The sequence below is a fragment of the Cryobacterium sp. TmT2-59 genome, from assembly GCF_004403545.1.
GTDB lineage: Bacteria > Actinomycetota > Actinomycetes > Actinomycetales > Microbacteriaceae > Cryobacterium > Cryobacterium shii.
Genome location: NZ_SOGM01000030.1, coordinates 1 through 24609 on the forward strand (window position 1 = coordinate 1; position 24609 = coordinate 24609).

38 protein-coding genes are annotated in these 24609 nt (G+C 64.3%); 36 read left to right on the forward strand and 2 right to left on the reverse strand.

What is annotated here, in order from left to right:
* The first annotated feature begins 123 nt into the window (after positions 1-123).
* From E3T24_RS05080 to rplQ, 32 genes are all read left to right on the forward strand, one after another.
* Entirely contained in the window at positions 124-531 is a 408-nt protein-coding gene (locus E3T24_RS05080) for a hypothetical protein (protein ID WP_134404257.1), read from the forward strand.
* Between the two features lie 501 nt (positions 532-1032).
* A complete protein-coding gene (rpsJ, locus tag E3T24_RS05085) occupies positions 1033-1341 on the forward strand; it encodes a 30S ribosomal protein S10 (RefSeq protein ID WP_035834607.1) in 309 nt (102 codons plus the stop codon).
* 8 nt (positions 1342-1349) lie between these two features.
* On the forward strand, positions 1350-2009 hold the full coding sequence (gene rplC / locus E3T24_RS05090; RefSeq protein WP_134365614.1) for a 50S ribosomal protein L3: 660 nt from the start codon (positions 1350-1352) through the stop codon (positions 2007-2009).
* Between the two features lie 5 nt (positions 2010-2014).
* A complete protein-coding gene (gene rplD / locus E3T24_RS05095) occupies positions 2015-2665 on the forward strand; it encodes a 50S ribosomal protein L4 (protein ID WP_134365615.1) in 651 nt (216 codons plus the stop codon).
* The gene (gene rplW / locus E3T24_RS05100; protein ID WP_104100968.1) at positions 2665-2967 is read left to right on the forward strand and encodes a 50S ribosomal protein L23; all 303 of its coding nucleotides are present in this window, start codon (positions 2665-2667) and stop codon (positions 2965-2967) included. The genes rplD and rplW overlap by 1 nt, the downstream gene beginning before the upstream one ends.
* Positions 2968-2992: 25 nt before the next feature.
* Positions 2993-3832: a 50S ribosomal protein L2 gene (rplB, locus tag E3T24_RS05105; RefSeq protein ID WP_104100967.1), complete on the forward strand. Its 840-nt coding sequence runs from the start codon at positions 2993-2995 to the stop codon at positions 3830-3832.
* A gap of 9 nt (positions 3833-3841) precedes the next feature.
* Positions 3842-4123 carry a 30S ribosomal protein S19 gene (rpsS, locus tag E3T24_RS05110; RefSeq protein ID WP_066597628.1) on the forward strand — a complete coding sequence of 94 codons (282 nt, stop codon included), beginning with the start codon at positions 3842-3844 and terminating at the stop codon, positions 4121-4123.
* Positions 4124-4149: 26 nt separating this feature from the next.
* A complete protein-coding gene (rplV, locus tag E3T24_RS05115) occupies positions 4150-4515 on the forward strand; it encodes a 50S ribosomal protein L22 (RefSeq protein ID WP_104100965.1) in 366 nt (121 codons plus the stop codon).
* Entirely contained in the window at positions 4515-5276 is a 762-nt protein-coding gene (gene rpsC, locus E3T24_RS05120; protein ID WP_134363322.1) for a 30S ribosomal protein S3, read from the forward strand. The genes rplV and rpsC overlap by 1 nt, the downstream gene beginning before the upstream one ends.
* Before the next feature lie 2 nt (positions 5277-5278).
* A complete protein-coding gene (rplP, locus tag E3T24_RS05125) occupies positions 5279-5698 on the forward strand; it encodes a 50S ribosomal protein L16 (protein ID WP_104100963.1) in 420 nt (139 codons plus the stop codon).
* Positions 5698-6036, forward strand: a complete 339-nt coding sequence (rpmC, locus tag E3T24_RS18165; protein WP_134365616.1) for a 50S ribosomal protein L29 — start codon at positions 5698-5700, stop codon at positions 6034-6036. Before rplP ends, rpmC begins: the two co-directional genes overlap by 1 nt.
* Before the next feature lie 2 nt (positions 6037-6038).
* Positions 6039-6338: a 30S ribosomal protein S17 gene (gene rpsQ / locus E3T24_RS05135; RefSeq protein ID WP_134365617.1), complete on the forward strand. Its 300-nt coding sequence runs from the start codon at positions 6039-6041 to the stop codon at positions 6336-6338.
* A 33-nt stretch (positions 6339-6371) separates the two neighbouring features.
* Complete coding sequence (rplN, locus tag E3T24_RS05140; protein WP_134365618.1) at positions 6372-6740, forward strand: 50S ribosomal protein L14; 369 nt, start codon at positions 6372-6374, stop codon at positions 6738-6740.
* A 3-nt stretch (positions 6741-6743) separates the two neighbouring features.
* Positions 6744-7103: a 50S ribosomal protein L24 gene (gene rplX, locus E3T24_RS05145; RefSeq protein WP_134365619.1), complete on the forward strand. Its 360-nt coding sequence runs from the start codon at positions 6744-6746 to the stop codon at positions 7101-7103.
* On the forward strand, positions 7103-7705 hold the full coding sequence (rplE, locus tag E3T24_RS05150) for a 50S ribosomal protein L5 (RefSeq protein ID WP_134365620.1): 603 nt from the start codon (positions 7103-7105) through the stop codon (positions 7703-7705). The genes rplX and rplE overlap by 1 nt, the downstream gene beginning before the upstream one ends.
* 119 nt (positions 7706-7824) lie before the next feature.
* Positions 7825-8223, forward strand: coding sequence for a 30S ribosomal protein S8 (gene rpsH / locus E3T24_RS05155; protein ID WP_134363327.1), 399 nt, complete (start codon positions 7825-7827; stop codon positions 8221-8223).
* Positions 8224-8229: 6 nt separating this feature from the next.
* Positions 8230-8766: a 50S ribosomal protein L6 gene (gene rplF / locus E3T24_RS05160; protein WP_134365621.1), complete on the forward strand. Its 537-nt coding sequence runs from the start codon at positions 8230-8232 to the stop codon at positions 8764-8766.
* Positions 8767-8768: 2 nt separating this feature from the next.
* The gene (rplR, locus tag E3T24_RS05165; RefSeq protein WP_134365622.1) at positions 8769-9140 is read left to right on the forward strand and encodes a 50S ribosomal protein L18; all 372 of its coding nucleotides are present in this window, start codon (positions 8769-8771) and stop codon (positions 9138-9140) included.
* A gap of 38 nt (positions 9141-9178) precedes the next feature.
* Positions 9179-9847 (forward strand): 30S ribosomal protein S5, encoded by a 669-nt coding sequence (gene rpsE, locus E3T24_RS05170; protein WP_277612488.1) that lies wholly within the window; start codon positions 9179-9181, stop codon positions 9845-9847.
* Positions 9847-10029, forward strand: coding sequence for a 50S ribosomal protein L30 (rpmD, locus tag E3T24_RS05175; protein ID WP_174235710.1), 183 nt, complete (start codon positions 9847-9849; stop codon positions 10027-10029). Before rpsE ends, rpmD begins: the two co-directional genes overlap by 1 nt.
* Positions 10029-10586, forward strand: coding sequence for a 50S ribosomal protein L15 (rplO, locus tag E3T24_RS05180; RefSeq protein ID WP_134434361.1), 558 nt, complete (start codon positions 10029-10031; stop codon positions 10584-10586). The genes rpmD and rplO overlap by 1 nt, the downstream gene beginning before the upstream one ends.
* Before the next feature lie 98 nt (positions 10587-10684).
* Positions 10685-12007, forward strand: a complete 1323-nt coding sequence (gene secY / locus E3T24_RS05185; protein ID WP_134365640.1) for a preprotein translocase subunit SecY — start codon at positions 10685-10687, stop codon at positions 12005-12007.
* Entirely contained in the window at positions 12004-12609 is a 606-nt protein-coding gene (locus E3T24_RS05190) for an adenylate kinase (protein ID WP_134434362.1), read from the forward strand. Before secY ends, E3T24_RS05190 begins: the two co-directional genes overlap by 4 nt.
* A gap of 92 nt (positions 12610-12701) precedes the next feature.
* A complete protein-coding gene (gene map, locus E3T24_RS05195; protein ID WP_134365626.1) occupies positions 12702-13532 on the forward strand; it encodes a type I methionyl aminopeptidase in 831 nt (276 codons plus the stop codon).
* Positions 13533-13793: 261 nt separating this feature from the next.
* Positions 13794-14123, forward strand: coding sequence for a hypothetical protein (locus E3T24_RS05200; RefSeq protein WP_134365627.1), 330 nt, complete (start codon positions 13794-13796; stop codon positions 14121-14123).
* Between the two features lie 4 nt (positions 14124-14127).
* Positions 14128-14568: a PTS sugar transporter subunit IIA gene (locus E3T24_RS05205; RefSeq protein ID WP_134403194.1), complete on the forward strand. Its 441-nt coding sequence runs from the start codon at positions 14128-14130 to the stop codon at positions 14566-14568.
* A gap of 188 nt (positions 14569-14756) precedes the next feature.
* Complete coding sequence (gene infA / locus E3T24_RS05210; RefSeq protein WP_022883252.1) at positions 14757-14978, forward strand: translation initiation factor IF-1; 222 nt, start codon at positions 14757-14759, stop codon at positions 14976-14978.
* 66 nt (positions 14979-15044) lie between these two features.
* The gene (gene rpmJ, locus E3T24_RS05215; RefSeq protein WP_035834639.1) at positions 15045-15158 is read left to right on the forward strand and encodes a 50S ribosomal protein L36; all 114 of its coding nucleotides are present in this window, start codon (positions 15045-15047) and stop codon (positions 15156-15158) included.
* A 168-nt stretch (positions 15159-15326) separates the two neighbouring features.
* Positions 15327-15701, forward strand: coding sequence for a 30S ribosomal protein S13 (gene rpsM, locus E3T24_RS05220; protein ID WP_134365629.1), 375 nt, complete (start codon positions 15327-15329; stop codon positions 15699-15701).
* A 43-nt stretch (positions 15702-15744) separates the two neighbouring features.
* Positions 15745-16143, forward strand: a complete 399-nt coding sequence (gene rpsK / locus E3T24_RS05225) for a 30S ribosomal protein S11 (RefSeq protein WP_018191944.1) — start codon at positions 15745-15747, stop codon at positions 16141-16143.
* 148 nt (positions 16144-16291) lie between these two features.
* Positions 16292-17281: a DNA-directed RNA polymerase subunit alpha gene (locus tag E3T24_RS05230; RefSeq protein ID WP_134365630.1), complete on the forward strand. Its 990-nt coding sequence runs from the start codon at positions 16292-16294 to the stop codon at positions 17279-17281.
* A gap of 46 nt (positions 17282-17327) precedes the next feature.
* The gene (gene rplQ / locus E3T24_RS05235) at positions 17328-17855 is read left to right on the forward strand and encodes a 50S ribosomal protein L17 (protein WP_134403195.1); all 528 of its coding nucleotides are present in this window, start codon (positions 17328-17330) and stop codon (positions 17853-17855) included.
* Between the two features lie 105 nt (positions 17856-17960).
* Here the strand turns inward: rplQ and E3T24_RS05240 are convergent, their stop codons facing one another.
* Positions 17961-19874 (reverse strand): acyltransferase family protein, encoded by a 1914-nt coding sequence (locus E3T24_RS05240; RefSeq protein ID WP_241978625.1) that lies wholly within the window; start codon positions 19872-19874, stop codon positions 17961-17963.
* Between the two features lie 194 nt (positions 19875-20068).
* Between E3T24_RS05240 and E3T24_RS05245 the strand changes: the two genes are divergently transcribed.
* The 4 genes from E3T24_RS05245 (at position 20069) to glmM (ending at position 23479) form a co-directional block, all read left to right on the forward strand.
* On the forward strand, positions 20069-20902 hold the full coding sequence (locus E3T24_RS05245) for a tRNA pseudouridine synthase A (RefSeq protein ID WP_134404273.1): 834 nt from the start codon (positions 20069-20071) through the stop codon (positions 20900-20902).
* A 196-nt stretch (positions 20903-21098) separates the two neighbouring features.
* Entirely contained in the window at positions 21099-21545 is a 447-nt protein-coding gene (rplM, locus tag E3T24_RS05250) for a 50S ribosomal protein L13 (protein ID WP_104100940.1), read from the forward strand.
* 49 nt (positions 21546-21594) lie between these two features.
* Positions 21595-22080 (forward strand): 30S ribosomal protein S9, encoded by a 486-nt coding sequence (rpsI, locus tag E3T24_RS05255; protein ID WP_134365633.1) that lies wholly within the window; start codon positions 21595-21597, stop codon positions 22078-22080.
* 22 nt (positions 22081-22102) lie between these two features.
* Positions 22103-23479 carry a phosphoglucosamine mutase gene (gene glmM / locus E3T24_RS05260; RefSeq protein ID WP_134365634.1) on the forward strand — a complete coding sequence of 459 codons (1377 nt, stop codon included), beginning with the start codon at positions 22103-22105 and terminating at the stop codon, positions 23477-23479.
* 154 nt (positions 23480-23633) lie between these two features.
* On the opposite strand, the gene coaA is transcribed toward glmM, so the two are convergent.
* Positions 23634-24590: a type I pantothenate kinase gene (gene coaA, locus E3T24_RS05265; protein WP_134365635.1), complete on the reverse strand. Its 957-nt coding sequence runs from the start codon at positions 24588-24590 to the stop codon at positions 23634-23636.
* Positions 24591-24609: the final 19 nt, after the last annotated feature.

A 24609-nucleotide genomic window follows, 5' to 3' on the forward strand; every position in this document is an offset into this window, starting at 1 on the left:
AACAGGGTTTAACACCCTCCGCCTTCGATTAACAGCGTCCACGCCGGGCCAGTCCGATCTGACTAGACGTGTACCGCTACCGACAATCGATTAGGACTCACTCATCTAGAGGCGCACGAGCGGGTGGTGTCCCCGCGGGGCGGGCGGCAGTCGCTGAAAGCGATCAAGTTCGGGAACGGCCTCGCGGACAATGCGGGCGAGTCCGAGAGCAGGGTTGTCATCTTCGAGCTGGGATTCCCTGACCCCGTCCTTCAGCGTCAGCACGTCAACCCAAACGGTGGTCACTACTTCACGGATACCGAATGGCCGGAGTATCGAACGATCGGTGAGCTCGACGGACGCGGAAAATACCTGAAGGAGGAGTACCTCGGTTCGATGTCCCCGGGTGAGGCCGTTTACGCGGAGAAAATCCGTGAGGACCATCTCAGGGCTGAGGGCAACGTCTTCGCGCGCTGGGGGATTCCGGACATCCGCGAACCATGGCGGTTGCAGCGCATCCTGAGCAAGGCGGGACTCCCGCTGGTGCGGTGAGTGTGCCCGTTCCGGTCGAGAGTGACCGCCGCAGCGGTCACTCTCGACCGGAACGGGCACTTTGGACGGCCTGAGAGGTGCGGGGGAGCCCCGGAACGACGCGGAAGTGGCGACACGCCGCCCGCGACACGCCCGGGTTGCACAATGACCCGACCCTGTGGCAGACTCTTCTAGTTCAACACTTTCGACTGCCGCGCTGCTCGCGGTATCGGGATCACTGCCAGGCAGTGCATAGCTTGTGCCGTTCGCCGTAAAAAGCGCCAGGTGCACAGTTAGGCCGCGGGTAGCAGGACATAGAAGAAACCAACAGCCGGGAATGCTGGGCAAATCCATGCCTTCCCTCATGCGCGAGTGTGGAGAAGCGAGTTGGCTCGGTACTCGCCGCCTGGCGGTGGGCATCGAAATTGACAGATGAACAGTGGTGCGATAGCAGCAGTGCTACTACGGCGTCCAATGCAGCCCTCGGGATGTACGAAGCCTTGACAAGAAAGCGAGTTCGACATGGCGGGACAGAAAATCCGCATTCGACTTAAGTCGTATGACCACGAGGTCATCGACATCTCGGCGCGCAAGATCGTCGACACAGTGACCCGCGCGGGTGCGACTGTCGTCGGCCCCGTGCCGCTTCCGACCGAGAAGAACGTGGTGTGTGTCATCCGTTCCCCTCACAAGTACAAGGACAGCCGGGAGCACTTTGAAATGCGCACCCACAAGCGTCTGATCGACATCATTGACCCGACCCCGAAGGCCGTTGACTCGCTTATGCGTCTCGACCTCCCGGCGGACGTCAACATCGAGATCAAGCTCTAGGGCCCGCGATGTCTTACTCCGATACCAAGACCACCAAGGGTCTCCTCGGCAAGAAGCTCGGTATGACCCAGGTCTGGGACGAGAACAACAAGCTCGTTCCCGTCACCGTCATCGAGATCTCGCCCAACGTTGTCACCCAGATCCGCAGCAAGGACATCGACGGCTACGCCGGCGTCCAGATCGCTGCTGGGGCCATCGACCCGCGCAAGGTCAACAAGCCATCCGCCGGACACTTCGAAAAGGCCGGCGTCACGCCTCGCCGCCACCTCACCGAGCTCCGCACCGCGGATGCCGCTGACTACACCCTGGGCCAGGAACTCACCGTTGACGGTGTGTTCGCTGCCGGCACCAAGGTCGACGTCATGGGCACCAGTAAGGGTAAGGGTTTCGCCGGTGTCATGAAGCGTCACAACTTCAAGGGTGTCTCTTCCTCTCACGGTTCACACCGCAACCACCGCAAGCCCGGTTCCATCGGTGCTTCCTCGACCCCGAGCCGTGTCTTCAAGGGCATGCGCATGGCCGGTCGTATGGGTGGCGAGCGCGTCACTGTGCTGAACCTCAAGGTGCACTCGGTTGACGCCGAGAAGGGCCTCCTGCTGGTCAAGGGCGCCGTTCCCGGTGCTCGTGGCCGCCTCGTATTCGTCCGCAACGCAGTGAAGGGAGCGTAGTCCTGATGGCTACCGCACTCGACATCATCGACGGAACCGGCAAGAAGGCCGGCACCGTTGACCTGCCCGCCGAGATCTTCGACGTTCAGACCAACATTCCGCTGATCCACCAGGTCGTCGTTGCGCAGCTCGCTGCCGCACGCCAGGGCACTCACAAGACCAAGCGTCGTGGTGAGGTCTCCGGTTCCGGCCGCAAGCCGTTCAAGCAGAAGGGAACCGGTCGCGCTCGTCAGGGCTCGATCCGCGCCCCTCAGATGACCGGTGGTGGCATCGTCCACGGACCGACCCCGCGTAACTACGAACAGCGCACCCCCAAGAAGATGATCGCGGCAGCACTGCGCGGCTCACTTTCGGACCGCGCCCGTGGCGACCGCCTCCACGTCGTGACGGCGCTCTTCAGCGCCGAGACGCCCAGCACCAAGGGCGCCATCGCACTGCTCACCCAGATCGCCAGCAGCAAGCACGTGCTGGTCGTCCTGGAACGCACCGATGAAATGACGCTGCGCAGCATCCGCAACCTGCCGACGGTGCACGTTCTGCCGTGGGACCAGCTGAATGCCTATGACGTGCTCGTCAGCGACGACATTGTCTTCACCAAGGGCGCGTTCGACGCGTTCGTGGCGAGCAAGACCAAGAAGGAAGAGGTGTCCGCATAATGGCTACCCCGATCAACAAGGATCCCCGCGACGTCATCATCGCTCCGGTCGTCTCTGAGAAGAGCTATGGCCTGATCGACGAAGGCAAGTACACCTTCATCGTGGACCCGCGCTCGAACAAGACCGAAATCAAGCTCGCGATCGAAAAGATCTTCAAGGTAGAGGTCGCTTCGATCAACACCATGAACCGGATCGGCAAGACGCGTCGCACGAAGTTCGGTCAGGGTAAGCGCAAGGACACCAAGCGTGCCATCGTCACGCTCAAGTCCGGTTCCATTGACATCTTCACGGCCGTCGGCTAAGCGGCGCGGACTAGAGGAATAAGAAATGGCTATTCGTAAGTTCAAGCCCACGACTCCTGGTCGTCGCGGTTCATCTGTTGCGGACTTCGCAGAGATCACCCGTTCGACCCCGGAGAAGTCCCTGCTTCGCCCCCTTTCCAAGACCGGTGGCCGTAACAACCAGGGTCGCATCACCACCCGTCACATCGGTGGTGGCCACAAGCGTCAGTACCGTCTGATCGACTTCCGTCGTAACGACAAGGATGGCGTCAACGCCAAGGTCGCTCACATCGAGTACGACCCGAACCGTACGGCGCGCATCGCGCTCCTGCACTTCATGGACGGTTCCAAGCGCTACATCATCGCCCCGAACAAGCTGAACCAGGGCGACATCGTAGAGTCGGGCGCCGGTGCTGACATCAAGCCCGGCAACAACCTGCCGCTGAAGAACATCCCCACCGGTACCATCATCCACGCGGTCGAACTGCGTCCGGGCGGTGGCGCCAAGATGGCCCGCTCCGCCGGATCATCCGTTCGTCTCGTTGCGAAGGATGGCATCTACGCCCAGCTGCGCCTGCCGTCCGGAGAAATCCGCAACGTCGACGCTCGCTGCCGCGCCACGATCGGCGAGGTCGGCAACGCCGAACAGTCGAACATCAACTGGGGCAAGGCCGGCCGTATGCGCTGGAAAGGCGTTCGCCCGACCGTTCGTGGTGTTGCCATGAACCCGGTCGACCACCCGCACGGTGGTGGTGAGGGTAAGACGTCCGGTGGACGTCACCCCGTCAGCCCCTGGGGCCAGAAAGAAGGGCGCACCCGCCACCCGAACAAGGAAAGCGACAAGCTCATCGTTCGTCGCCGTACCGTCGGCAAGAAGCGTAAGTAGGAGTAGACGATGCCACGCAGTCTCAAGAAAGGCCCGTTCGTTGACGACCACCTGCTTCGCAAGGTTGTCAAGGCGAACGAAGCCAGCAGCAAGAACGTAATCAAGACCTGGTCGCGCCGTTCGATGATCATCCCCGACATGCTCGGGCACACCATCGCGGTTCACGACGGACGCAAGCACATCCCGGTGTTCGTCACCGAGAGCATGGTCGGGCACAAGCTCGGCGAGTTCGCGCCCACCCGCACCTTCCGTGGTCACGTGAAGGACGACAAGAAGGGCCGTCGCCGCTAACGCGGGGACGTGAAGGAGGATAAGAAATGGTGGAGTCGATCGCACGCGTGCGTCACATCCGCGTTACCCCCCAGAAGGCTCGTCGCGTTGTCAACCTGATCCGCGGCAAGCAGGCCTTCGAGGCCCTGGGAATTCTGAAGTTCGCGCCGCAGGGTGCGAGCGATCCGGTGTACAAGCTGGTTGCTTCGGCAATCGCGAACGCCCGGGTAAAGGCCGATGCAGCCAACACCTTCCTGGACGAGCAGGATCTGTTCGTCAGCCAGGCATTCGTTGATGAGGGCACCACCCTCAAGCGTTTCCAGGCCCGCGCACAGGGTCGCGCATTCCAGATCAAGAAGCGCACGAGCCACATCACGGTTGTGCTCGCCACTCCTGAGGAGGGTACGAAGTAATGGGTCAGAAAGTAAACCCCTATGGCTTCCGTCTGGGAATCACGACCGACCACGTGTCGCGTTGGTTCTCTGACAGCACGAAGCCGGGCCAGCGTTACAGCGACTTCGTCGCTGAAGACGTCAAGATCCGCCGCCTGTTGAGCACCAGCCTCGACCGCGCCGGCGTGTCCCGCATCGAGATCGAGCGCACTCGCGACCGTGTCCGCGTGGACATTCACACCGCCCGTCCGGGCATTGTGATTGGCCGTCGTGGCGCGGAGGCCGAGCGCATCCGCTCCGACCTCGAGAAGCTCACCGCCAAGCAGATCCAGCTGAACATCCTCGAGGTCAAAAACCCCGAGGTCGACGCTCAGCTCGTCGCTCAGGGCATTGCCGAGCAGCTCTCCGCTCGTGTGGCATTCCGCCGCGCGATGCGTAAGGGCCTGCAGGGTGCCCAGCGCGCCGGCGCCAAGGGTGTTCGCATCCAGGTGTCCGGTCGTCTCGGTGGCGCTGAAATGAGCCGTTCGGAGTTCTACCGCGAAGGCCGTGTGCCACTGCACACCCTGCGCGCGAACATCGACTACGGCTTCTACGAAGCCAAGACCACCTTCGGCCGCATCGGCGTGAAGGTCTGGATCTACAAGGGCGACATCACCAACAAGGAACTCGCCCGCGAGCAGGCCAACGCTAAGTCGTCCCGCCCCGAGCGACGTGACGACCGACCGCGTCGTGCGCCCCGCGCAGAGGCAGCGGCACCGGTTGCAGCAGGAGTTGAGGCATAACCATGTTGATTCCACGCAGAGTCAAGCACCGTAAGCAGCACCACCCGGGCCGTACCGGCCATGCAACCGGTGGCACCGAGCTGTCGTTCGGCGAGTATGGCATCCAGGCGCTCACCCCCGCCTATGTGACCAACCGTCAGATCGAGTCCGCTCGGATCGCGATCACCCGTCACATGAAGCGTGGCGGCAAGGTCTGGATCAACATCTATCCGGACCGCCCCCTCACCAAGAAGCCGGCCGAAACTCGCATGGGTTCCGGTAAAGGTTCCGTCGAGTGGTGGGTCGCCAACGTCAAGCCGGGTCGTGTCCTGTTCGAACTCAGCGGTGTCACCGACATCGTTGCCAAGGAAGCGCTGACCCGCGCAATTCACAAACTGCCCTTGAAGGCACGCATCATCAAGCGCGAGGAGGGCGACGCATAATGGCGATCGGATCCAAGGAGCTCGCCCCGGTCGAGCTCGACACTTTTGAAAATGAGCGACTGTTCGACGAGCTGAAGAAGGCGAAGGAAGAACTTTTCAACCTTCGCTTCCAGTCGGCCACCGGCCAGCTCGAAAGCCACGGCCGCCTCCGCGCGGTCAAGCGCGACATCGCTCGCATCTACACGGTTCTCCGTGAGCGCGAGTTGGGCATTCGCCCGACTCCCGTGCCTGTCGAGGCTCCGGCCAAGGCTGAGAAGAAGACCAAGAAGGCCAAGCCTGCAGCTGCGTCCGTTGAGGACACCGCTGCGGTTGACGCCGACGAGACGAAGGAGGCCTAGTCATGGCGAAGACTGACGCAAAGGTCGTCGCTGTCGAGGCTGAGGCTCTCGTTCGCGGCTACCGCAAGACGCTGCGTGGTTACGTGACCAGCGACAAGATGGAAAAGACCATCGTTGTCGAGGTCGAAGACCGCGTGAAGCACCCCCTGTACGGCAAGGTCATCCGCCGTACGTCCAAGCTGAAGGCTCACGACGAGGCGAACATCGCCGGCGTCGGCGACCTGGTCCTGATCAGTGAGACCCGTCCGCTCAGCGCTTCCAAGCGCTGGCGCCTGGTCGAGATCCTCGAGAAGGCCAAGTAGGCCTCGCGCTTACTTGATAGAAGGAGTTAAAAAGTGCTTCAGCAAGAATCACGACTCAAGGTTGCCGACAACACCGGTGCCAAGGAGCTCTTGACCATTCGCGTTCTCGGTGGCTCCGGCCGTCGCTACGCCGGACTGGGCGACACGATCGTCGCCACGGTCAAGGACGCCATCCCGGGCGGAAACGTCAAGAAGGGCGACGTCGTCAAAGCCGTTGTCGTTCGCGTCAAAAAGCAGACCCGTCGTCCAGACGGTTCGTACATCAAGTTCGATGAGAACGCCGCAGTGATTTTGAAGAACGAAGGTGACCCCCGCGGCACCCGTATCTTCGGACCGGTCGGTCGCGAGCTTCGCGACAAGAAGTTCATGAAGATCATCTCGCTGGCACCGGAGGTTATCTAAATCATGGCCAGACTCAAAAAGGGTGACCTCGTTCAGGTCATCACCGGCCGCACCCAGGCCCGCGGCGGCGACCGCGGCAAGCAGGGCAAGGTCATCGCTGTCCTGGTGGAGAAGAACCGTGTCCTCGTAGAGGGCATCAACTTCGTCACCAAGCACGTTCGCGTCGGCCAGACCCAGCGCGGCACCAAGACCGGCGGCATCGAGACCATGGAGGCGCCGATTCACGTGTCCAACGTGGCCATCGTCGACCCGGAGACCAAGAAGCCGACCAAGGTCGGCGTCCGCACCGAAGAAGTAACGAAGGACGGCGTCACCAAGACGGTCCGCGTTCGTTACGCCAAGAAGTCAGGGAAGGACCTCTGATGACTGACACTGCAACTGCAGCCGCCGAAGCAGCCGTCCCGGTTATCCTGCCGCGCCTCAAGCAGAAGTACCGCGATGAGATCACCGCCCAGCTCACCAAGGACCTCGGCTTCACCAACGTCCACCAGGTTCCGAACCTGGTCAAGATCGTTGTCAACATGGGTGTCGGCGAAGCAGCTCGCGACGGCAAGATCATGGACGGGGCCGTTTCCGACCTCACCAAGATCACCGGCCAGAAGCCGCAGGTCACCAAGGCCCGCAAGTCGATCGCGCAGTTCAAACTGCGTGAAGGACAGCCCATTGGCACGCACGTCACACTTCGTGGCGACCGCATGTGGGAGTTCCTCGACCGCCTCCTGAGCCTTGCTCTTCCTCGCATCCGTGACTTCCGCGGACTGAGCGACAAGCAGTTCGACGGCAGCGGTAACTACACCTTCGGTCTCACCGAGCAGGTCATGTTTCACGAGATCGACCAGGACCGGATCGACCGTATCCGCGGTATGGATATCACGGTTGTGACGACGGCCAAGAACAACGAAGAAGGCCGCGCGCTGCTCAAGGCGCTGGGCTTCCCGTTCAAGACAGCCGAAAACACCAAGTAAAGTAGCTCTTTGGCTCCTTGTAGTAAAAATCCGGGGCTGGACAACCGTCCAGCCCCACCACGACCAAGGTCGTCATCCGTGTAACGGGTGAACGAAACCAGGCGAGAAAGGCACCACAAATGACAATGACAGATCCGGTCGCAGACATGCTGACCAGACTGCGCAACGCTAACTCGGCGTTTCACGACACCGTGTCCATGCCGCACAGCAAGCTCAAGGCGAACATCGCAGACATCCTCAAGGCTCAGGGTTACATCTCTGCCTGGGACGTCAAGGATGCAGAGGTCGGCAAGACCCTCACGCTCAACCTGAAGTTCGGTCCGAACCGCGAGCGTTCCATCGTCGGGATCAAGCGGGTTTCCAAGCCCGGCCTGCGCGTGTACGCGAAGTCGACCGAAATCCCCACCGTTCTCGGTGGCCTCGGCGTTGCCATCCTGTCCACCTCCAGCGGTCTGCTCACCGACCGCCAGGCCGAGAAGAAGGGCGTAGGCGGAGAAGTTCTCGCCTACGTGTGGTAGTCGACGATGTCACGTATTGGAAGACTCCCCATCCCGATTCCGACGGATGTCACGGTCACCGCTGAAGGCCAGCGCGTCAGCGTCAAGGGCCCGAAGGGCGAGCTCGCGCTCACCGTCGCGAACCCGATCGAGGTCAAGATCGAGGACGGCCACGTTGTCGTCACTCGCCCGAACGACGAGCGCAACTCGCGTTCGCTGCACGGACTGACCCGGACGCTCATCGCAAACCAGATCATCGGGGTGACGGTGGGTTACACCAAGTCCCTCGAGATCGTCGGTACCGGTTACCGCGTAGCCCAGAAGGGCAGCTCCATCGAGTTCGCCCTCGGCTTCTCGCACCCGGTCCTGGTCGACCCGCCCGCCGGTATCACCCTGACCGTGGAGAGCGTCAACCGCCTCACGGTCGGCGGTATCGACAAGCAGGCTGTCGGCGAGGTCGCCGCCAACATCCGTAAGATTCGTAAGCCGGAGCCCTACAAGGGCAAGGGTGTGCGTTACGCCGGCGAGATTGTTCGCCGCAAGGCCGGAAAGAGTGGTAAGTAACCATGGGTCTCGGAACTAGAGGTAAGAGCAAGGCTGCTGCCCGCGGACGCAGGCACACACGTCTTCGCAAGAAGATCGAGGGGACTGCGCTTCGTCCGCGTCTCGTCGTCACCCGTTCTGCTCGCCACGTATTCGTGCAGGTCGTCGATGACAGCAAGGGTTTCACCCTTGCTTCGGCGTCCACGCTCGAAACCGGTCTGCGCACCTTCGATGGTGACAAGACCGCCAAGGCCCGCAAGGTCGGCGAGCTCGTCGCTGAGCGTGCCAAAGCCGCCGGTATCGAAGCCGTCGTATTTGACCGTGGCGGCAGCAAGTACGCGGGACGCGTCGCTGCCATCGCCGAGGGAGCTCGAGAGGGTGGGTTGAACCTGTGAGCACTGAAACCGCTAACACAGCAACAAAGGAGAACGTGGTGGCTGCAGAGGCACCCGTCGAGACCGCTGCGTCCACGACGCCGCCGCAGAACGAGCCTCGTGAGGCTCGTCGTGGTGGCCGTGAGCGCAACCCGAACAAGGATCGCGGCAGCCGCGACGCCGACAAGAGCCAGTTCCTGGAGCGCGTTGTCACCATCAACCGCGTTTCCAAGGTGGTCAAGGGTGGTCGTCGCTTCAGCTTCACCGCTCTCGTCGTCGTCGGTGACGGCAACGGCCTGGTCGGAGTCGGCTACGGCAAGGCCCGTGAGGTGCCTACCGCCATTTCCAAGGGTGTCGAGGAAGCGAAGAAGAACTTCTTCCGCGTTCCCCGCGTCGGCCTCACGATCCCGCACCCCGTGCAGGGTGAAGCCGCAGCCGGCGTTGTCCTGCTGCGTCCGGCCGCTGCCGGTACCGGCGTTATCGCCGGTGGCCCGGTGCGCGCCGTACTCGAGTGCGCTGGCATCCACGACGTGCTGAGCAAGTCCCTCGGCTCGTCGAACACCATCAACATCGTCCACGCCACGGTCGAGGCTCTGCACCAGCTCGAAGAGCCGCGTGCGGTTGCAGCTCGTCGTGGGCTCGCGTACGAAGACGTGGCCCCGGCCCGTTTCCTGCGCGCCGACGCCGCAGCAGCAGCAGCTGCCGCAGCAGCAAAGGCAGGTGCCTGATGGCTCGCCTCAAAGTGACACAGATCAAGTCCAAAATTAGTGAGAAGCAGAACCAGCGCGACACGCTTCGCAGCCTGGGTCTCAAGCGCATTGGCGCAGTCACGATTCGCGAGGACAACTCGCAGAACCGCGGCTACGTCAACACCGTTGCTCACCTCGTAAAGGTCGAGGAGATTGACTAATGGCTGACGAGAAGGAAGCTGCCACGGCAGCCGCCAAGCCCGCCACTGCAAAGAAGGCAGCCCCCAAGAAGGTTGCCGCCGCCAAGGTCGTTGTGAAGGCTGCTCCGACCGAAAAGCGCGAGCAGGTCCTGAAGGTTCACCACCTTCGCCCGGCCGCCGGTGCCAAGAAGTCGCGCATGCGCGTCGGTCGTGGTGAAGGCTCCAAGGGTAAGACTGCCGGTCGTGGTACCAAGGGTACGAAGGCGCGCTACAACGTGCGTATCGGCTTCGAGGGTGGGCAGATGCCTCTGCACATGCGCACCCCGAAGCTGCGCGGGTTCAAGAACCCGTTCCGCGTCGAGTACCAGGTTGTCAACCTGGACAAGCTCGCGGAGCTCTACCCGAACGGGGGCGATGTAACCATCGCCGACCTGGTCGCCAAGGGTGCTGTTCGTGACAACGAGAAGGTCAAGGTTCTCGGCAATGGTGACATTGCGGTTAAGCTGAACATTGCAGTGGATAAGGTCTCCGGCTCAGCAGAGCAGAAGATCGTCGCTGCGGGTGGCTCAATCAAGTAAGTCCGTAGACGCTGAGCGAGCTTGTCGAGGCCACCAATCGAAATCTTTCGATGCTGGTCTCGACAAGCTCGTTTTTCACGTTATTAACTGGAGGCATTGTGTTCAGCGCCATCGCGCGGATATTCCGCACACCCGACCTTCGCAAGAAGATCGGATTCAGCCTGGGGATCGTTGCCCTGTTCCGACTGGGCTCGTTCGTACCTGCACCATTCGTTGACTTCCAGAACGTGCAAGCGTGTCTGGCCGCGAACCAGGGAACCAGCGGCCTCTATGAGCTCGTCAACCTCTTCAGCGGTGGCGCATTGCTGCAGTTGTCGGTGTTCGCGCTCGGCATCATGCCGTACATCACGGCTTCGATCATCGTGCAGTTGCTGCGCGTGGTCATCCCACACTTCGAGACCCTCTACAAAGAGGGCGCGTCCGGGCAGAGCACACTGACCCAGTACACGCGTTATCTCACGATCGCCCTCGGCATCCTCCAGTCGACGACGCTCATTACGGTGGCCCGCAGCGGCGCCCTGTTCGGCACGTCCGCCAGCCCCGAGTGTTCTCAGCTGCTCACCAACGACTCCTGGTACGCCATCCTGCTCATGGTCATCACCATGACCGCCGGCACCGGAATCATCATGTGGATGGGCGAACTGATCACCGAACGTGGCATCGGCAACGGCATGTCGCTGCTGATCTTCACCTCGATCGCGGCCCGGTTCCCGAACTCGCTCGGCGCGATCGGCCAGCAGAAGGGCATCGACGTCCTGCTGATCGTGCTCGCGATCGGGCTGCTCGTGGTGGCAGCCGTCGTCTTCGTGGAGCAGTCGCAACGTCGCATCCCGGTGCAATACGCCAAACGGATGGTCGGCCGACGCACCTACGGCGGCAACAACACGTACATCCCGATCAAGGTGAACATGGCCGGTGTCGTGCCCGTCATCTTCGCGTCCTCGCTGCTGTACCTCCCCGCCCTGATCGCCCAGTTCAACCAGCCCGCCGCCGGCCAGTCCCCGGCCGCCTGGGTCACCTGGGTGACGAACAACCTGACCAAGGGCGACCACCCGCTCTACATGGCCATGTACTTCCTCCTCATCGTGGGATTCACCTACTTCTACGTCGCGATCACCTTCAACCCTGAAGAGGTCGCAGACAACATGAAGAAGTACGGCGGATTCATCCCAGGCATTCGCGCCGGTCGGCCGACCGCGGAGTACCTGGACTTCGTTCTCACCCGGGTGACGCTGCCCGGTTCCCTGTACCTGGGGTTGATCGCGTTGCTGCCTCTGATCGCCTTCTCCGCGATCGGTGCCGACCAGAACTTCCCGTTCGGTGGCGCCAGCATCCTGATCATCGTCGGCGTCGGGCTCGAGACGGTCAAACAGATCGATTCGCAACTCCAACAGCGCCACTACGAAGGGCTGCTCCGATGACTTGTCTTCTCCTGATCGGCCCGCCTGGCGCGGGCAAGGGTACCCAGGCCGAGCGGCTGTCCGAGGCTTTTGCCGTGCCGGCCATCTCGACCGGCGACATCTTCCGTTTCAACGTGAAGAACAACACCGAGTTGGGCGTCAAGGTCAAGGCGTTCATCGATGCCGGCGCCTATGTGCCGGATTCCCTCACCAACGAGATCGTGTCCGACCGGTTGAAGCAGGCCGACGCTGTGGCGGGGTTCCTCCTCGACGGCTACCCGCGCACCGCTGATCAGGTTCAGGAGCTGGACCGTCTGCTGGAAGCCGACGGGACCGCCCTCGACGCCGTCGTCCTGATCGTCGCCGACACCGAAGAGGTCGTCGCGCGTCTGCTGAAGCGTGCCGCCGAGCAGGGCCGCGCGGATGACACGGCCGACGTCATCCGTCACCGCCTGTCGGTCTACGAAGAGCAGACCGCACCCCTGATCGACCTGTACGGCTCCCGCGGCCTCGTCGTCACCGTCGACGGCCTGGGCGCCGTGGACGAGGTGACCGGGCGCATCCTCGCTGCCTTGGCCGCGCGCGGCCTGAACGCCACCGAAGAGGCAGCCAGCACCACCTGACCGAGATGGCGCAACCGTCTGGTTGCGCCATCCGGCCTGTCTTCGACCGGTACCACCCATCCGCACGTCCCAATCAGTTTGCAGAGATACTCATGAGCCTTCGACGTTCCATCTACAAGTCGCCGGCGCAGATGCGGCTGATGATCGCCCCGGGGCTCGCCACGGCCGCATCTCTGGATGCGGCCCGCGCTGCCATCCGGGTCGGCGCGACCACGCTCGAACTGGATGCCGCGGCGGAGGCGGCCATCGTCGCGCGCGGCGGACTGCCGAACTTCAAGCTCGAGCAGGGCTACTTCCACACGGTGTGCGCCTCGGTCAACGACGACGTGGTGCACGGGATCCCCGGCGCCCGCGTCCTCGCGGCCGGCGACATCGTCTCGATCGACAGCGGCGCGATCATCGACGGCTGGAACGGCGATGCCGCGTTCAGCTTTGTGATTCCGGATCCGGCCCGCCCCGCCGAGGTGGCCGAACGCCAGAAGCTGTCCGATGTCACCGAGCAGTCGCTGTGGCACGGCATCGCCCGGCTGGCCGTGGCGCGCCACCTCAACGAGGTCGGCGACGCCATCGAGGACTACGTCGATTCCCAGGGCGACTACGGGATCCTCACCGACTACGTCGGCCACGGCATCGGCCGGTCCATGCACGAGGCCCCGCCGGTGTTCAACTACCGGGTGCGCCAGAAGGGGCCGGACGTCAAGCCCGGCCTGGTCGTCGCGATCGAGCCGATGGTCGTGCTCGGATCGATCGAGACGTACGTGCGCGAGGATGACTGGACCGTCGCCACCAGCGACGGACGCGCCGCCGCGCACTGGGAGCACACCGTGGCCGTGCACAAGGACGGCATCTGGGTTCTGACTGCGGAAGACGGCGGTGCCGCGGCACTCGCCCCGCTCGGCATCACCCCCGTTCCCCTCGCGTAGCAGAGCCCTGCCCGCCACTTGGCCCGCCACTCCGCCAACAACTCCGTCTCCGAACGAATTCGACGGAGATTCTGCCCGGAACGGGGTGAAACCCGGCGAATGCGGATTTTTAGAACAGAATCTCCGTCGAATTGGTGAACGAGGGGTGTGGCCCGGATGGGGTGGCTGAGGGGGCCGGCGGTTTCCTTGACGGGGGTGAAAGCGGGAAGATTGAGGTGGGGACAAATTGTCTGTCTCAGCCTCAGAGAAAAGAGCACGCCCATGAGAATCCTCGTTGTCTGTGGTGCCGGAGCGTCCAGTGCCTTCGTCGCCCACCGGGTCCGCCACACCGCAGAGTCACGCGGCCTCACGGTGTCTGTGCACGCGGGGAGCGAATCGGACCTGCCGGGCTCGCTCGGCCCGATCGACGTTCTGCTGGTCGGACCGCAGCTGGCGCCGCGCTACGAGAAGATCCGCAGCCAGGCCGTCAAGCTCGGGGTCGGAGTGGCAATGCTGGAGGCCACCGTTTTCGCCTCGCAGAACGGCGATGAGGCGCTGGACGCCGCCATCTACGCGTTCAAGTCGCGCGGCTGGGCAGAAGCCGCAAAGTAACGCAATGACCCAGCACCTTCTGGAACTGGTCAATGTGGTGACCGCGGGGTCTGCCACCACCCGGAACGACGCCATCCGTGAGGCCGGTGCGTTGCTCGTCCGTGCGGGCGCAGTGCGTGAGGACTACATTGACTCCATGTTCGAACGCGAAGCCAGCGTGTCGACGTACATGGGCAACTTTCTGGCGATCCCGCACGGTACCAACGACGCCAAGGCGTCGGTCATCCGGTCGGCCCTGTCGATCGTTCGCTACGCGGACCCGATCGACTGGGACGGCCACCCGGTGCGGTTCGCCGTCGGAATCGCCGGGCTCAACAACGAGCACCTCGAGATCCTCTCGAGAATGGCAGCCGTGTTCTCGGACGAGGGCGAGGTGCAGAGACTCCTTGACGCAGCCACCGCGGAGGACATCGTCAGGCTGCTCGACGACGTGAACGCAGAATGAGAGCACACGGATCGGTGCGGGAGAAGACCCTGAACCCGTGAATCCGTTCAGGGATTATAGGGAAGAATTGCCAAAAGGCAACTCTGTACCATAGAGTAAATCCTTGGTGTCTGATGCGCGCGTTTACGGCGTGTCAAACGCCACAATCCACGCACGACCAGCAATCAATACCCTAGCGATAGTGAGTTATGGCCAAAAAAGACGGTGTCATCGAAATCGAGGGCGCAGTAGTCGAAGCTCTTCCCAATGCAATGTTTCGCGTTGAGTTGACCAACGGCCACAAAGTTCTTGCCCACATTTCAGGCAAGATGCGTCAGCACTACATCCGCATCCTCCCTGAGGACCGCGTGATCGTGGAGCTGAGCCCGTACGATCTGACTCGCGGCCGGATCGTTTACCGCTACAAGTAACGAGTGCTGTAAGTAACGGCCCGAGGCGTTCCTGGGGTACGAAGACAGCGAATACAAGGACACATCATGAAGGTCAAGCCCAGCGTCAAGAAGATCTGCGACAAGTGCAAGGTCATCCGCCGTAACGGCAACGTGATGGTCATCTGCGAGAACCCGCGTCACAAGCAGCGTCAGGGCTAGCAGGTCGACAAGCCCGGTCACCGATTCCGGTAGCCAGGCCTGTCGAAGGCACACGTAATTGAACACAGAAAATAGCAGTGCCGGGAACCCCTCGGGGCGACACCATCGGTTGGAGGCCGATGTACAGGCACTGTTACAGACCTCCACTCAGATACAGGAGAAGCCACAATGGCACGTCTAGCCGGCGTTGATATTCCTCGCGATAAGCGCGTGGAAGTTGCACTGACTTACATCTTTGGTGTTGGCCGTACGAGGGCACTCAAGACCCTCGCCGACACTGAAATCGATGGAAACATCCGAGTCAAGGATCTGAGCGACGATCAGTTGATCGCTCTCCGTGACTACATCGAAGGATCCTTCAAGGTAGAGGGTGACCTCCGCCGTGAGGTTGCCGCCGACATCCGCCGCAAGGTCGAGATCGGCAGCTACGAGGGCATTCGCCACCGCAAGGGCCTGCCCGTTCGCGGCCAGCGCACCAAGACCAACGCTCGCACCCGCAAGGGCCCGAAGCGCACCGTAGCCGGCAAGAAGAAGGCGCGCTAGGCCTCGGCCTCGCCCGTCTCGCCTACAGGATTCAGGAGAAATCATGGCAGCACCAAAGTCGGCCGCTCGGAAGCCGCGCAAGAAAGAAAAGAAGAACATCGCTGTGGGCCAGGCCCACATCAAGAGCACCTTCAACAACACCATCGTCTCGATCACCGACACCACCGGTGCGGTCATCAGCTGGGCGTCCTCAGGTGGAGTTGGCTTCAAGGGGTCGCGCAAGTCGACCCCGTTCGCCGCACAGCTGGCTGCCGAGTCGGCTGCCCGCCAGGCGCAGGAGCACGGCATGAAGAAGGTCGACGTCTTCGTCAAGGGCCCCGGATCCGGTCGCGAGACCGCCATCCGTTCGCTTCAGGCCGCCGGCCTCGAGGTGGGCTCGATCAACGACGTCACGCCCCAGGCGCACAACGGCTGCCGTCCGCCGAAGCGTCGTCGCGTCTAAGCACTCTCTATTGACCTGATCTCGACAGGCCCGACACCCGGTCTTCCGGTTGTCGGGCCTGTCGGGGGACGATCACCGTTTTTCTTTCACGTTCAACCCTCGCCACGCAAGTGTCATATAGCGGACACTTAGCCGAAAGGAATCAATAGTGCTTATCGCACAGCGCCCCACGCTCACCGAAGAGAACATCTCGGAGTTCCGATCCAGGTTTGTCATCGAACCTCTTGAGCCTGGTTTCGGTTACACTCTCGGCAACTCGATGCGCCGCACCCTCCTGTCCTCGATCCCCGGAGCCGCTGTCACCAGCATCCGGATCGACGGTGTGCTGCACGAGTTCAGCACCGTTCCCGGTGTCAAGGAAGACGTCACCGAGATCATCCTGAACATCAAGGGTCTCGTCATCTCCAGCGAGCACGACGAACCGATCACGGCTTACCTGCGCAAGCAGGGTGCCGGCCAGGTCACGGCCGCCGACATCTCGGCTCCGGCCGGAGTCGAGGTCCACAACCCGGAACTCGTCATCGCGACCCTGAACGACAAGGCCAAGTTCGAACTCGAACTGACCATCGAGCGCGGCCGCGGCTACGTGTCGGCCACCCAGAACCGCAACGAGTATTCCGAGGCCGGCCAGATTCCGGTCGACTCGATCTACTCGCCCGTGCTCAAGGTGACCTACCGCGTCGAGGCAACTCGTGCCGGTGAGCGCACCGACTTCGACCGCCTCGTCGTTGACGTGGAGACCAAGTCGGCGATTTCGCCTCGCGACGCCATCGCATCCGCCGGTCGCACCTTGACCGAGCTGTTCGGTCTGGCCCGCGAGCTGAACACCGCCGCCGAGGGCATCGAAATCGGCCCCGCGCCGGTCGACGCCGTGCTGTCGACCGAACTGTCGATTCCGATCGAGGACCTCGATCTGTCGGTTCGTTCGTACAACTGCCTCAAGCGCGAGGGCATCAACAACGTCAGCGAACTGGTCGCCCTCTCGGAGACCCAGCTGATGAACATCCGCAACTTCGGACAGAAGTCGGTGGATGAGGTCAAGGACAAGCTCGTAGAGCTCGGCCTGTCGCTGAAGGACTCGGTGCCCGGATTCGACGGCGCCCACTTCTACAGCGGCTACGACGAAGAAACCATCTAAAGCAGTCGCTCAGACTGTCTTTCGACTTTGATACTGGAGATAACCAATGCCTACGCCCACTAAGGGAGCCCGCCTCGGAGGCGGACCGGCCCACGAGCGCCACATGCTGGCCAACTTGGCCGCATCCCTGTTCACCCACAAGTCGATCAAGACGACCGAGACGCGGGCCAAGCGCCTTCGCCCGGTCGCCGAGCGACTGATCACGTTCGCCAAGAAGGGTGACCTGCACGCTCGTCGTCGCGTGCTCGCCACGATCGGCGACAAGAGCGTCGTGCACGAGCTCTTCACCGAGATCGCGCCGCAGGTTGCTCTTCGTGAGGGTGGCTACACCCGCATCACGAAGCTCGGCTTCCGCAAGGGCGACAACGCTTCGATGGTCCAGATGGAACTCGTTCTCGAGCCGCTGACCCCGAAGGTCAAGAAGGCCTCCGCGTCGAAGGCTGCCAAGCCTGCCGCGGAAGAGCCTGTCGCCGAGGCCGCTCCGGCCGACGTCGCCGAGGAAGCAACGGCTCCGGCCGACGCGGCCGACGCGGCCGTCGAGGCCGACGTTGTCGACGAGGCTGACGCCAAGTAGTCACGTTTCACCGTAAAAAGGGGTTCGACTTCGGTCGGGCCCCTTTTTTGCGCACCCGGCCACCCTGTGCTGGACATTTAGGCGGCTCCCCTTCGCCTACGAGCTTCAGTGAGCGGTCGCCTCCGGCAGCAGCGGGGGTAGCGGAGGCGCGTCGGGACCCGTCGGGGTGGGCCGCAGGAAGGCATCCGTTCGCCGTGGCGGTGGCACTCGTCCGAGCCGGTCCAGCGCAGCACGGATCGCTTCCGTGTAGATTCTGCCGCCGGTCGGTCCCGGGTGGACGTTGTCTTCCGCCAGCACGTCGAGGTGCGGTGCGATCGCGTCGTGCCAGTCGGCGAGTTCGACCTGCCGGTAACGCGTGGAGAAGTCCGCCAGGGCGGCATTGACGCCCTCGGTCCAGGCGCGTTCGGCGTAGGCGTTGACCAGGATCAGCGTGCGACCGGGCCCGATCACGGCGCGGATGTCGGCCAGGTCGTCCCGGTCGATCGGGCCGTTGGTGCCGAGTCCGACCACGACCACCCGCCGGAGAGTGCCGGCGCGGGCCTGGTCGGCGAGTAGCTCCGGCGCAGCGCGCATGCCGCGCGAGACCGCGGCGTCGATTGCGATGCCGGGGAAGCCGGCCTGCAGCTCGGGGGCGGAGGCGAGCATGACCGAGTCGCCCACCGCGGTGATCCGGCTGCCGACCGGAGCCAGTGCGGCGGTGATCGCGGCCGACCGGGAGGCGCGGGCCTCGGCTCTGGCGGCCGCTCGGGTGGCGGCGGCCAGCGCCTGCTGGCCGCGTTCGATCTCTGTCTGGGCGCTGGTCTGACTGGGCGCCGTGATCAGCGCCGACATCGTGCCCGCCACCAGCACCAGTCCGGTCACCAGGGCCAGCCCGAGCAGGGCGCGCCGCCGCGGGGGACCCGTCCGGAGCGCAGCCAGCCGACGGATGCCGCCGCGCACCCCCAGCCGGCGGGCGGGCAGTTCGAGCCAGCGGTATGACCCGACGGCGGCCAGCAGCGTCAGCGCGGCTGCCAGCAACCCGGCTGCCGGCATCCCGGCCGGTGATCTCGTGGCCGCGGGCCAGGCCGCCAGGGTCAGCACGAGGACGGGCCAGTGCCAGAGGTAGATGCCGTAGGAGCGTTCCCCGAGGAACCGCAGTACCGGGGTGTCCAGCAGCGGGCCGAAGCGTCCGCCGCGCACCGCGGCCCAGATCGTGACCGCGGACAGCAGGCTCACCAGAAGCAGCCCGCCGCGGTACGTGACGGCGTCGGTGTCCGGCAGCCAGGCCGCGGTGCCGAGGAGGCCCGCGAGCGCCGCCAGGCCGAGCCAGGGCCGGGCCCCGCCCAGTACGGCCCGCACCCGCGGGGCGAGGGGGGAAGCGCCGCTGCGGTGCAGAGCCAGGGCCAGCGCGGCGCCGATGAAGAGGCCGAAACTGTGCGTGTCCGAACCGTAGTACACGCGGGTGGGGTCGGTTCCGGGCTGGTGCAGCAGCCCCATCCACAGCGCCGACGCCAGGGCGAGGCCGCCGACCAGGCCGAGGCGCACGGCGGGGCTGCGAATCAGCAACAGGCCGAGCAGAGCGAACGGCCAGACCAGGTAGAACTGTTCCTCGACCGCCAGCGACCAGAGGTTGCGGAACAGTTCGGGCTGGTCGGTTGCGAAATAGCTGCCCGACGCCGCGATCGACACCCAGTTGTAGCCGAACGTCGCTGCGCCGAGCACCTGCCAGCCGATGCCGACCAGGACGTCCCCGCCGATGGCCCAGGCCGCCGTGGCACAGGCGAGGACCAGGGGAATCAGCGGGGGGAGCAGTCGGCGGGCCCGGCGCTGCCAGAATCGGCCGAGCGAGACCCGGCCGGTTCGCTCGTGCGCGACGACGAGCAGGCCCGTGATCAGGAAACCGCTGATCACGAAGAAGACGTCGACCCCGACGAAGCCGCCGGGCAGCACCGCGGGGAAGAAATGGAAGACCACGACCAGGGCCACGGCGATGCCGCGCAGGCCGTCGAGTCCGGCCAGGCGCCGCGCAGAATCGCTCACGGTTTGCGGGCGGCGGGCAGGTGAGGGCTGGGGTTTGCTGGGTTTCATAACGGCTTCGGAGAACTATCCGGGTTCAACGATAACCCGGGGCGGCCCGTACACTTACCTGCGTGATTCTTCCCCCGGCGCCTGACGAGATCCAACGCCGAGGCACCACCCGGATCAGGCTGGATATCGCCTACGACGGCACCGGGATGTCCGGCTGGGCCACCCAGCCTGGCCTCCGCACGGTCCAGGGGCAGATCGAGGCCGGACTGGCGGGCATCCTGCACAGCCACCCGCCGACCCCGGTACTGACCGTGGCCGGGCGAACGGATGCCGGCGTGCACGCCCTGGGACAGGTCGCCCACTTCGATCTGAACCCCGACCAGGTCGACGGCCTCGTGCGGATCACCCGCGGCAAGGGCCGCCCGCCGACGCCGCTGGCGGTCATGGTGCAGCGGCGGCTCAGCGGAATCCTGGTCACCCAGCCCGAGATCGTGCTGAAATCGAGCATCATCGCCCCGGCCGGGTTCGACGCCCGCTTCTCGGCGCTCTACCGCCGGTACGAATACCGGATCGCGGACTCGGTCGCCGGGCACGACCCGCTGCAGCGGTTCCGCACCACCTGGCACGGCTTCCGCCTCGACGGGGACGCCATGCACGCGGCCGCCGCCACGCTGATCGGCCTGCACGACTTCGCCACCTACTGCAAGCCGCGCCCCGGCGCGACGACGATCCGCACGCTGCAGGAGTTCAGCTGGCGGCGCGACCCCGATGGCGTTCTCGTCGCCTCGGTGCAGGCCGACGCGTTCTGCCACAGCATGGTTCGCGCCCTCGTCGGCGCGTGCGTGGCCGTGGGGGAGGGGCGCCTGTCCGGGGACCGCCTGGTCGACCTCCGGATCGAACGGGCCCGTACCAGCGAATTCAAGGTCATGCCCGCCCAGGGGCTCACGCTGCTGAAGGTCGGCTACCCGGCCGACGAGTTGCTGGCGCTGCGTGCGCTGGAGACCCGGGCCCGGCGCGAACTCATCGACGACACGGAGTAGCTCGCCTCCGCATCCGTCGGCTTCACGCCCGGAATTGCGCTCGGGCGCCCACGGCGGTATCGTTGACCTTTGGTGTCTGTGCGTTGCAGCCAGGCACACGAACGTGAGCCCTCCATCGATCGTGTTCCCCCTCTGGGAACACACCCGGAGCGGGATTCACGAACACCTCCGTTCGAAACAAGAAAGCAGCACAATAGTGACGCGCACTTATACCCCCAAAGCAAGCGAAGTCCAGCACGACTGGGTCGTCATCGACGCCACAGACATCGTGCTCGGTCGTCTTGCCAGCCACGCCGCCATTCTCCTTCGCGGGAAGCACAAGGCAACGTTCTCTCCCCACATGGACATGGGAGATTTCGTCATCATCATCAACGCCGAGAAGATTGCCCTCACCGGCAAGAAGCTCGACCTGAAGATGGCGTACCGCCACTCCGGTTACCCGGGCGGCCTCACGGCCACCAACTATTCGGAGATGCTCGAAAAGCACCCGACCCGTGCGGTCGAGAAGGCCATCCGCGGCATGCTTCCGAAGAACACCCTCGGTCGCGCCCAGCTGGCCAAGCTCAAGGTCTACGCCGGCCCCGAGCACCCGCACGCCGCGCAGCAGCCGAAGCCGTACACCCTCGCCCAGGTCGCTCAGTAGCGCCGGCCTCCAGACTTTTCGATTCTAAGAAAAAAGGATTCACACCATCGTGGCGAAAATCGCAGATCAGATTGACCAGGCTCCGGAGAGCTACTCGACCGAGACCCCGGCCGAGACCGTAACCAAGGCGCCCCGCGCCATCCTCAACGTTCCCGGCGCAGCCGTCGGCCGTCGCAAGCAGGCCATCGCCCGCGTGCGCATCGTCCCCGGCTCCGGCACCATCACGGTGAACGGCCGCGAATTCGGGGACTACTTCCCGAACAAGCTGCACCAGCAGCTCATCAACGACCCGTTCAAGGTGCTCGACCTCATCGGCAGCTACGACGTCATCGCACGCATCACCGGCGGTGGCCCCTCCGGCCAGGCCGGCGCCCTGCGTCTCGGCATCGCACGTTCGCTGAACCAGATCGACGAAGAGAACAACCGCGCCATCCTGAAGAAGAACGGCTTCCTCAACCGCGACGCTCGCGTCAAGGAGCGCAAGAAGGCCGGACTCAAGAAGGCCCGTAAGGCTCCTCAGTTCTCCAAGCGCTAACAAGTCGGGAAGCACTGTAACAATGCCTCGACTATTCGGCACGGACGGCGTCCGGGGTCTGGCCAACCGTGATCTCACGGCTGGCCTGGCCCTGGGCCTCGCCCAGGCCAGCGCGGCGGTCCTCACTCAGGGCCGCCGCGCGGAGTTGCGCCTGGCAGAGGGTCGCAGACCCGTTGCGGTGCTCGCCCGGGATCCCCGGATCTCCGGTGAATTCATTTCTGCAGCGGTCGCGGCCGGGCTGGCCAGCTCGGGTGTCGATGTCCTCGACGCCGGCGTCATCCCCACCCCCGCCACCGCGTTCCTGATCGCCGACATCGGCGCCGACTTCGGCGTGATGATTTCCGCCTCGCACAACCCCGCCCCGGACAACGGCATCAAGCTGTTCGCCTTCGGCGGCACCAAACTTCCCGACGACGTCGAGAACCGCATCGAAGAGCACCTCACGATGGACGTGCTGATGCCCATCGGCGGCGACGTCGGTCGCATCCGCCGGTTCGCCGACGCCGAGGACCGCTATGTCGTGCACCTGCTCGGCACCCTGCCCAACCGCCTCGACGGCATCCACGTCGTGCTCGACTGCGCGCATGGCGCCGCCGCCGGCGTATCCCCGCAGGTCTTCACGGATGCCGGTGCCACACTGACCGTCATCGGGGCCGACCCCGACGGCATCAACATCAACGACGGGGTCGGGTCCACCCACCTCGACAACCTCTCCCGGGCCGTGCTCGAGGCCGGGGCCGACGTCGGAATCGCGCACGACGGAGATGCTGACCGCTGCCTTGCCGTCGACCGGGACGGCAACGTCATCGACGGTGACCAGATCATGGCGATCCTCGCGGTGTCCATGGCCGAGCGCGGCGTGTTGAAAGACCGCACCCTCGTCGCCACCGTGATGAGCAACCTCGGGCTGCGCAAGGCGATGGCCGCCAACGACATCCGCATGATCGAGACCAAGGTGGGCGACCGCTACGTGCTCGAGGAACTCAACGCCAACGGGCTCTCGCTCGGCGGGGAACAGTCCGGCCATGTGATCATGACGAAATATGCGACCACTGGCGACGGCATCCTGACCGGCCTGCACCTCGTCGCCGAGATGGCCCGCACCGGCAAGACCCTCGCCGAACTCGCCGCCGTGATGACCGTGTTCCCGCAGATCCTGGTCAACGTTCGGGGCGTCGACCACCACGCCCTGAAATCGGACGAGGTCATCGCCGAGGCCGTGCGCGTCGCGGAAGCAGAGCTGGGCGACACCGGCCGCGTGCTGCTGCGCCCGTCGGGCACCGAGCCCATGGTGCGGGTCATGGTCGAAGCGGCCGACCAGGCCACCGCCGACCGTCTGGCGCACCAGCTGGCAGACATCGTGCGGGAACAGCTCGCGCTGGCCCCGACGGCCATCTAGCCCCACGCGCCCGGCCTCAGCCACCCGGCCCCCGCCGGCGGGCGGTCCACCTGGCCGCGCCGCGCCCGTTCCGCTGCCCGAGTGTGCCCGTTCCGGTCGAGAGTGCCCGGCACACCGGTCACTCTCGACCGGAACGGGCACTTTGGCGCCGGTGTCACACCTTGCGCAGCAGCACCTTGGACACGGCGTGGTTGGAGTCCTTGCGCAGCACCAGGGTCGCGCGTGACCGGGTCGGTCGGATGTTGCGCACCAGGTTGGGCTCGTTGATCTCGGTCCAGATTTCCCGTGACCGGCTCCGGGCCTCGGACTCGGTCATGGACGCGTAGCGGTGGAAGTACGACTTGGGGTTGCTGAATGCGCCCCGCTGCAACTTCAGGAACCGATCTTCGTACCACCTTGCGATGTCCTGGGTGCGGGCGTCGACGTAGAGAGTGAAGTCGAACAGGTCGCTGACGGCCAGCCCGTGGCCGGGCCCGGGGGGCTGCAGCACGTTCAGACCCTCGACGATGAGGATGTCGGGCTGACGCACCACGATCTGGGCGTCCGGCACGATGTCGTAGCTCAGGTGCGAATAGAAGGGCGACCGCACTTCGGCCGCGCCGCTCTTGACCGCGGCCACGAACCGCAGCAGGGCCCGCCGGTCGTAGGACTCCGGGAAGCCCTTCCGATCCATCAGACCGCGCCGGGTGAGTTCCGCGTTGGGCAGCAGGAACCCGTCGGTGGTCACCAGTTCGACGCGGGGGGTGTCCTCCCAGCGGGCCAGGAGCTCCCGCAGCAGTCGCGCGATGGTGGACTTGCCGACCGCGACCGAACCGGCCACGCCGATGACGAACGGCGTGCGCTGGGCGCGTTCGCCCAGGAAATCGCTCGTGGCCCGGTGCAGCTGGCGGGCACCGGCCGCGTACAGGTTCAGCAGCCGGCTGAGCGGAAGGTAGACATCCGTGACCTCGCCGAGGTCCAGCGGCTCACCCAGGCCCCGCAACTGCACGATTTCCGTTTCCCGGAGGGGAAGCCGGGTGGTCGGGGCGAGAGCGGCCCAATCGGCCCGGGACAGTTCCACGAAGGGGGTGCTGTGGTCGTTGTTCCAGGGACTCGCAACCGCATCGGACATTCCACACAGCTTACTCGGA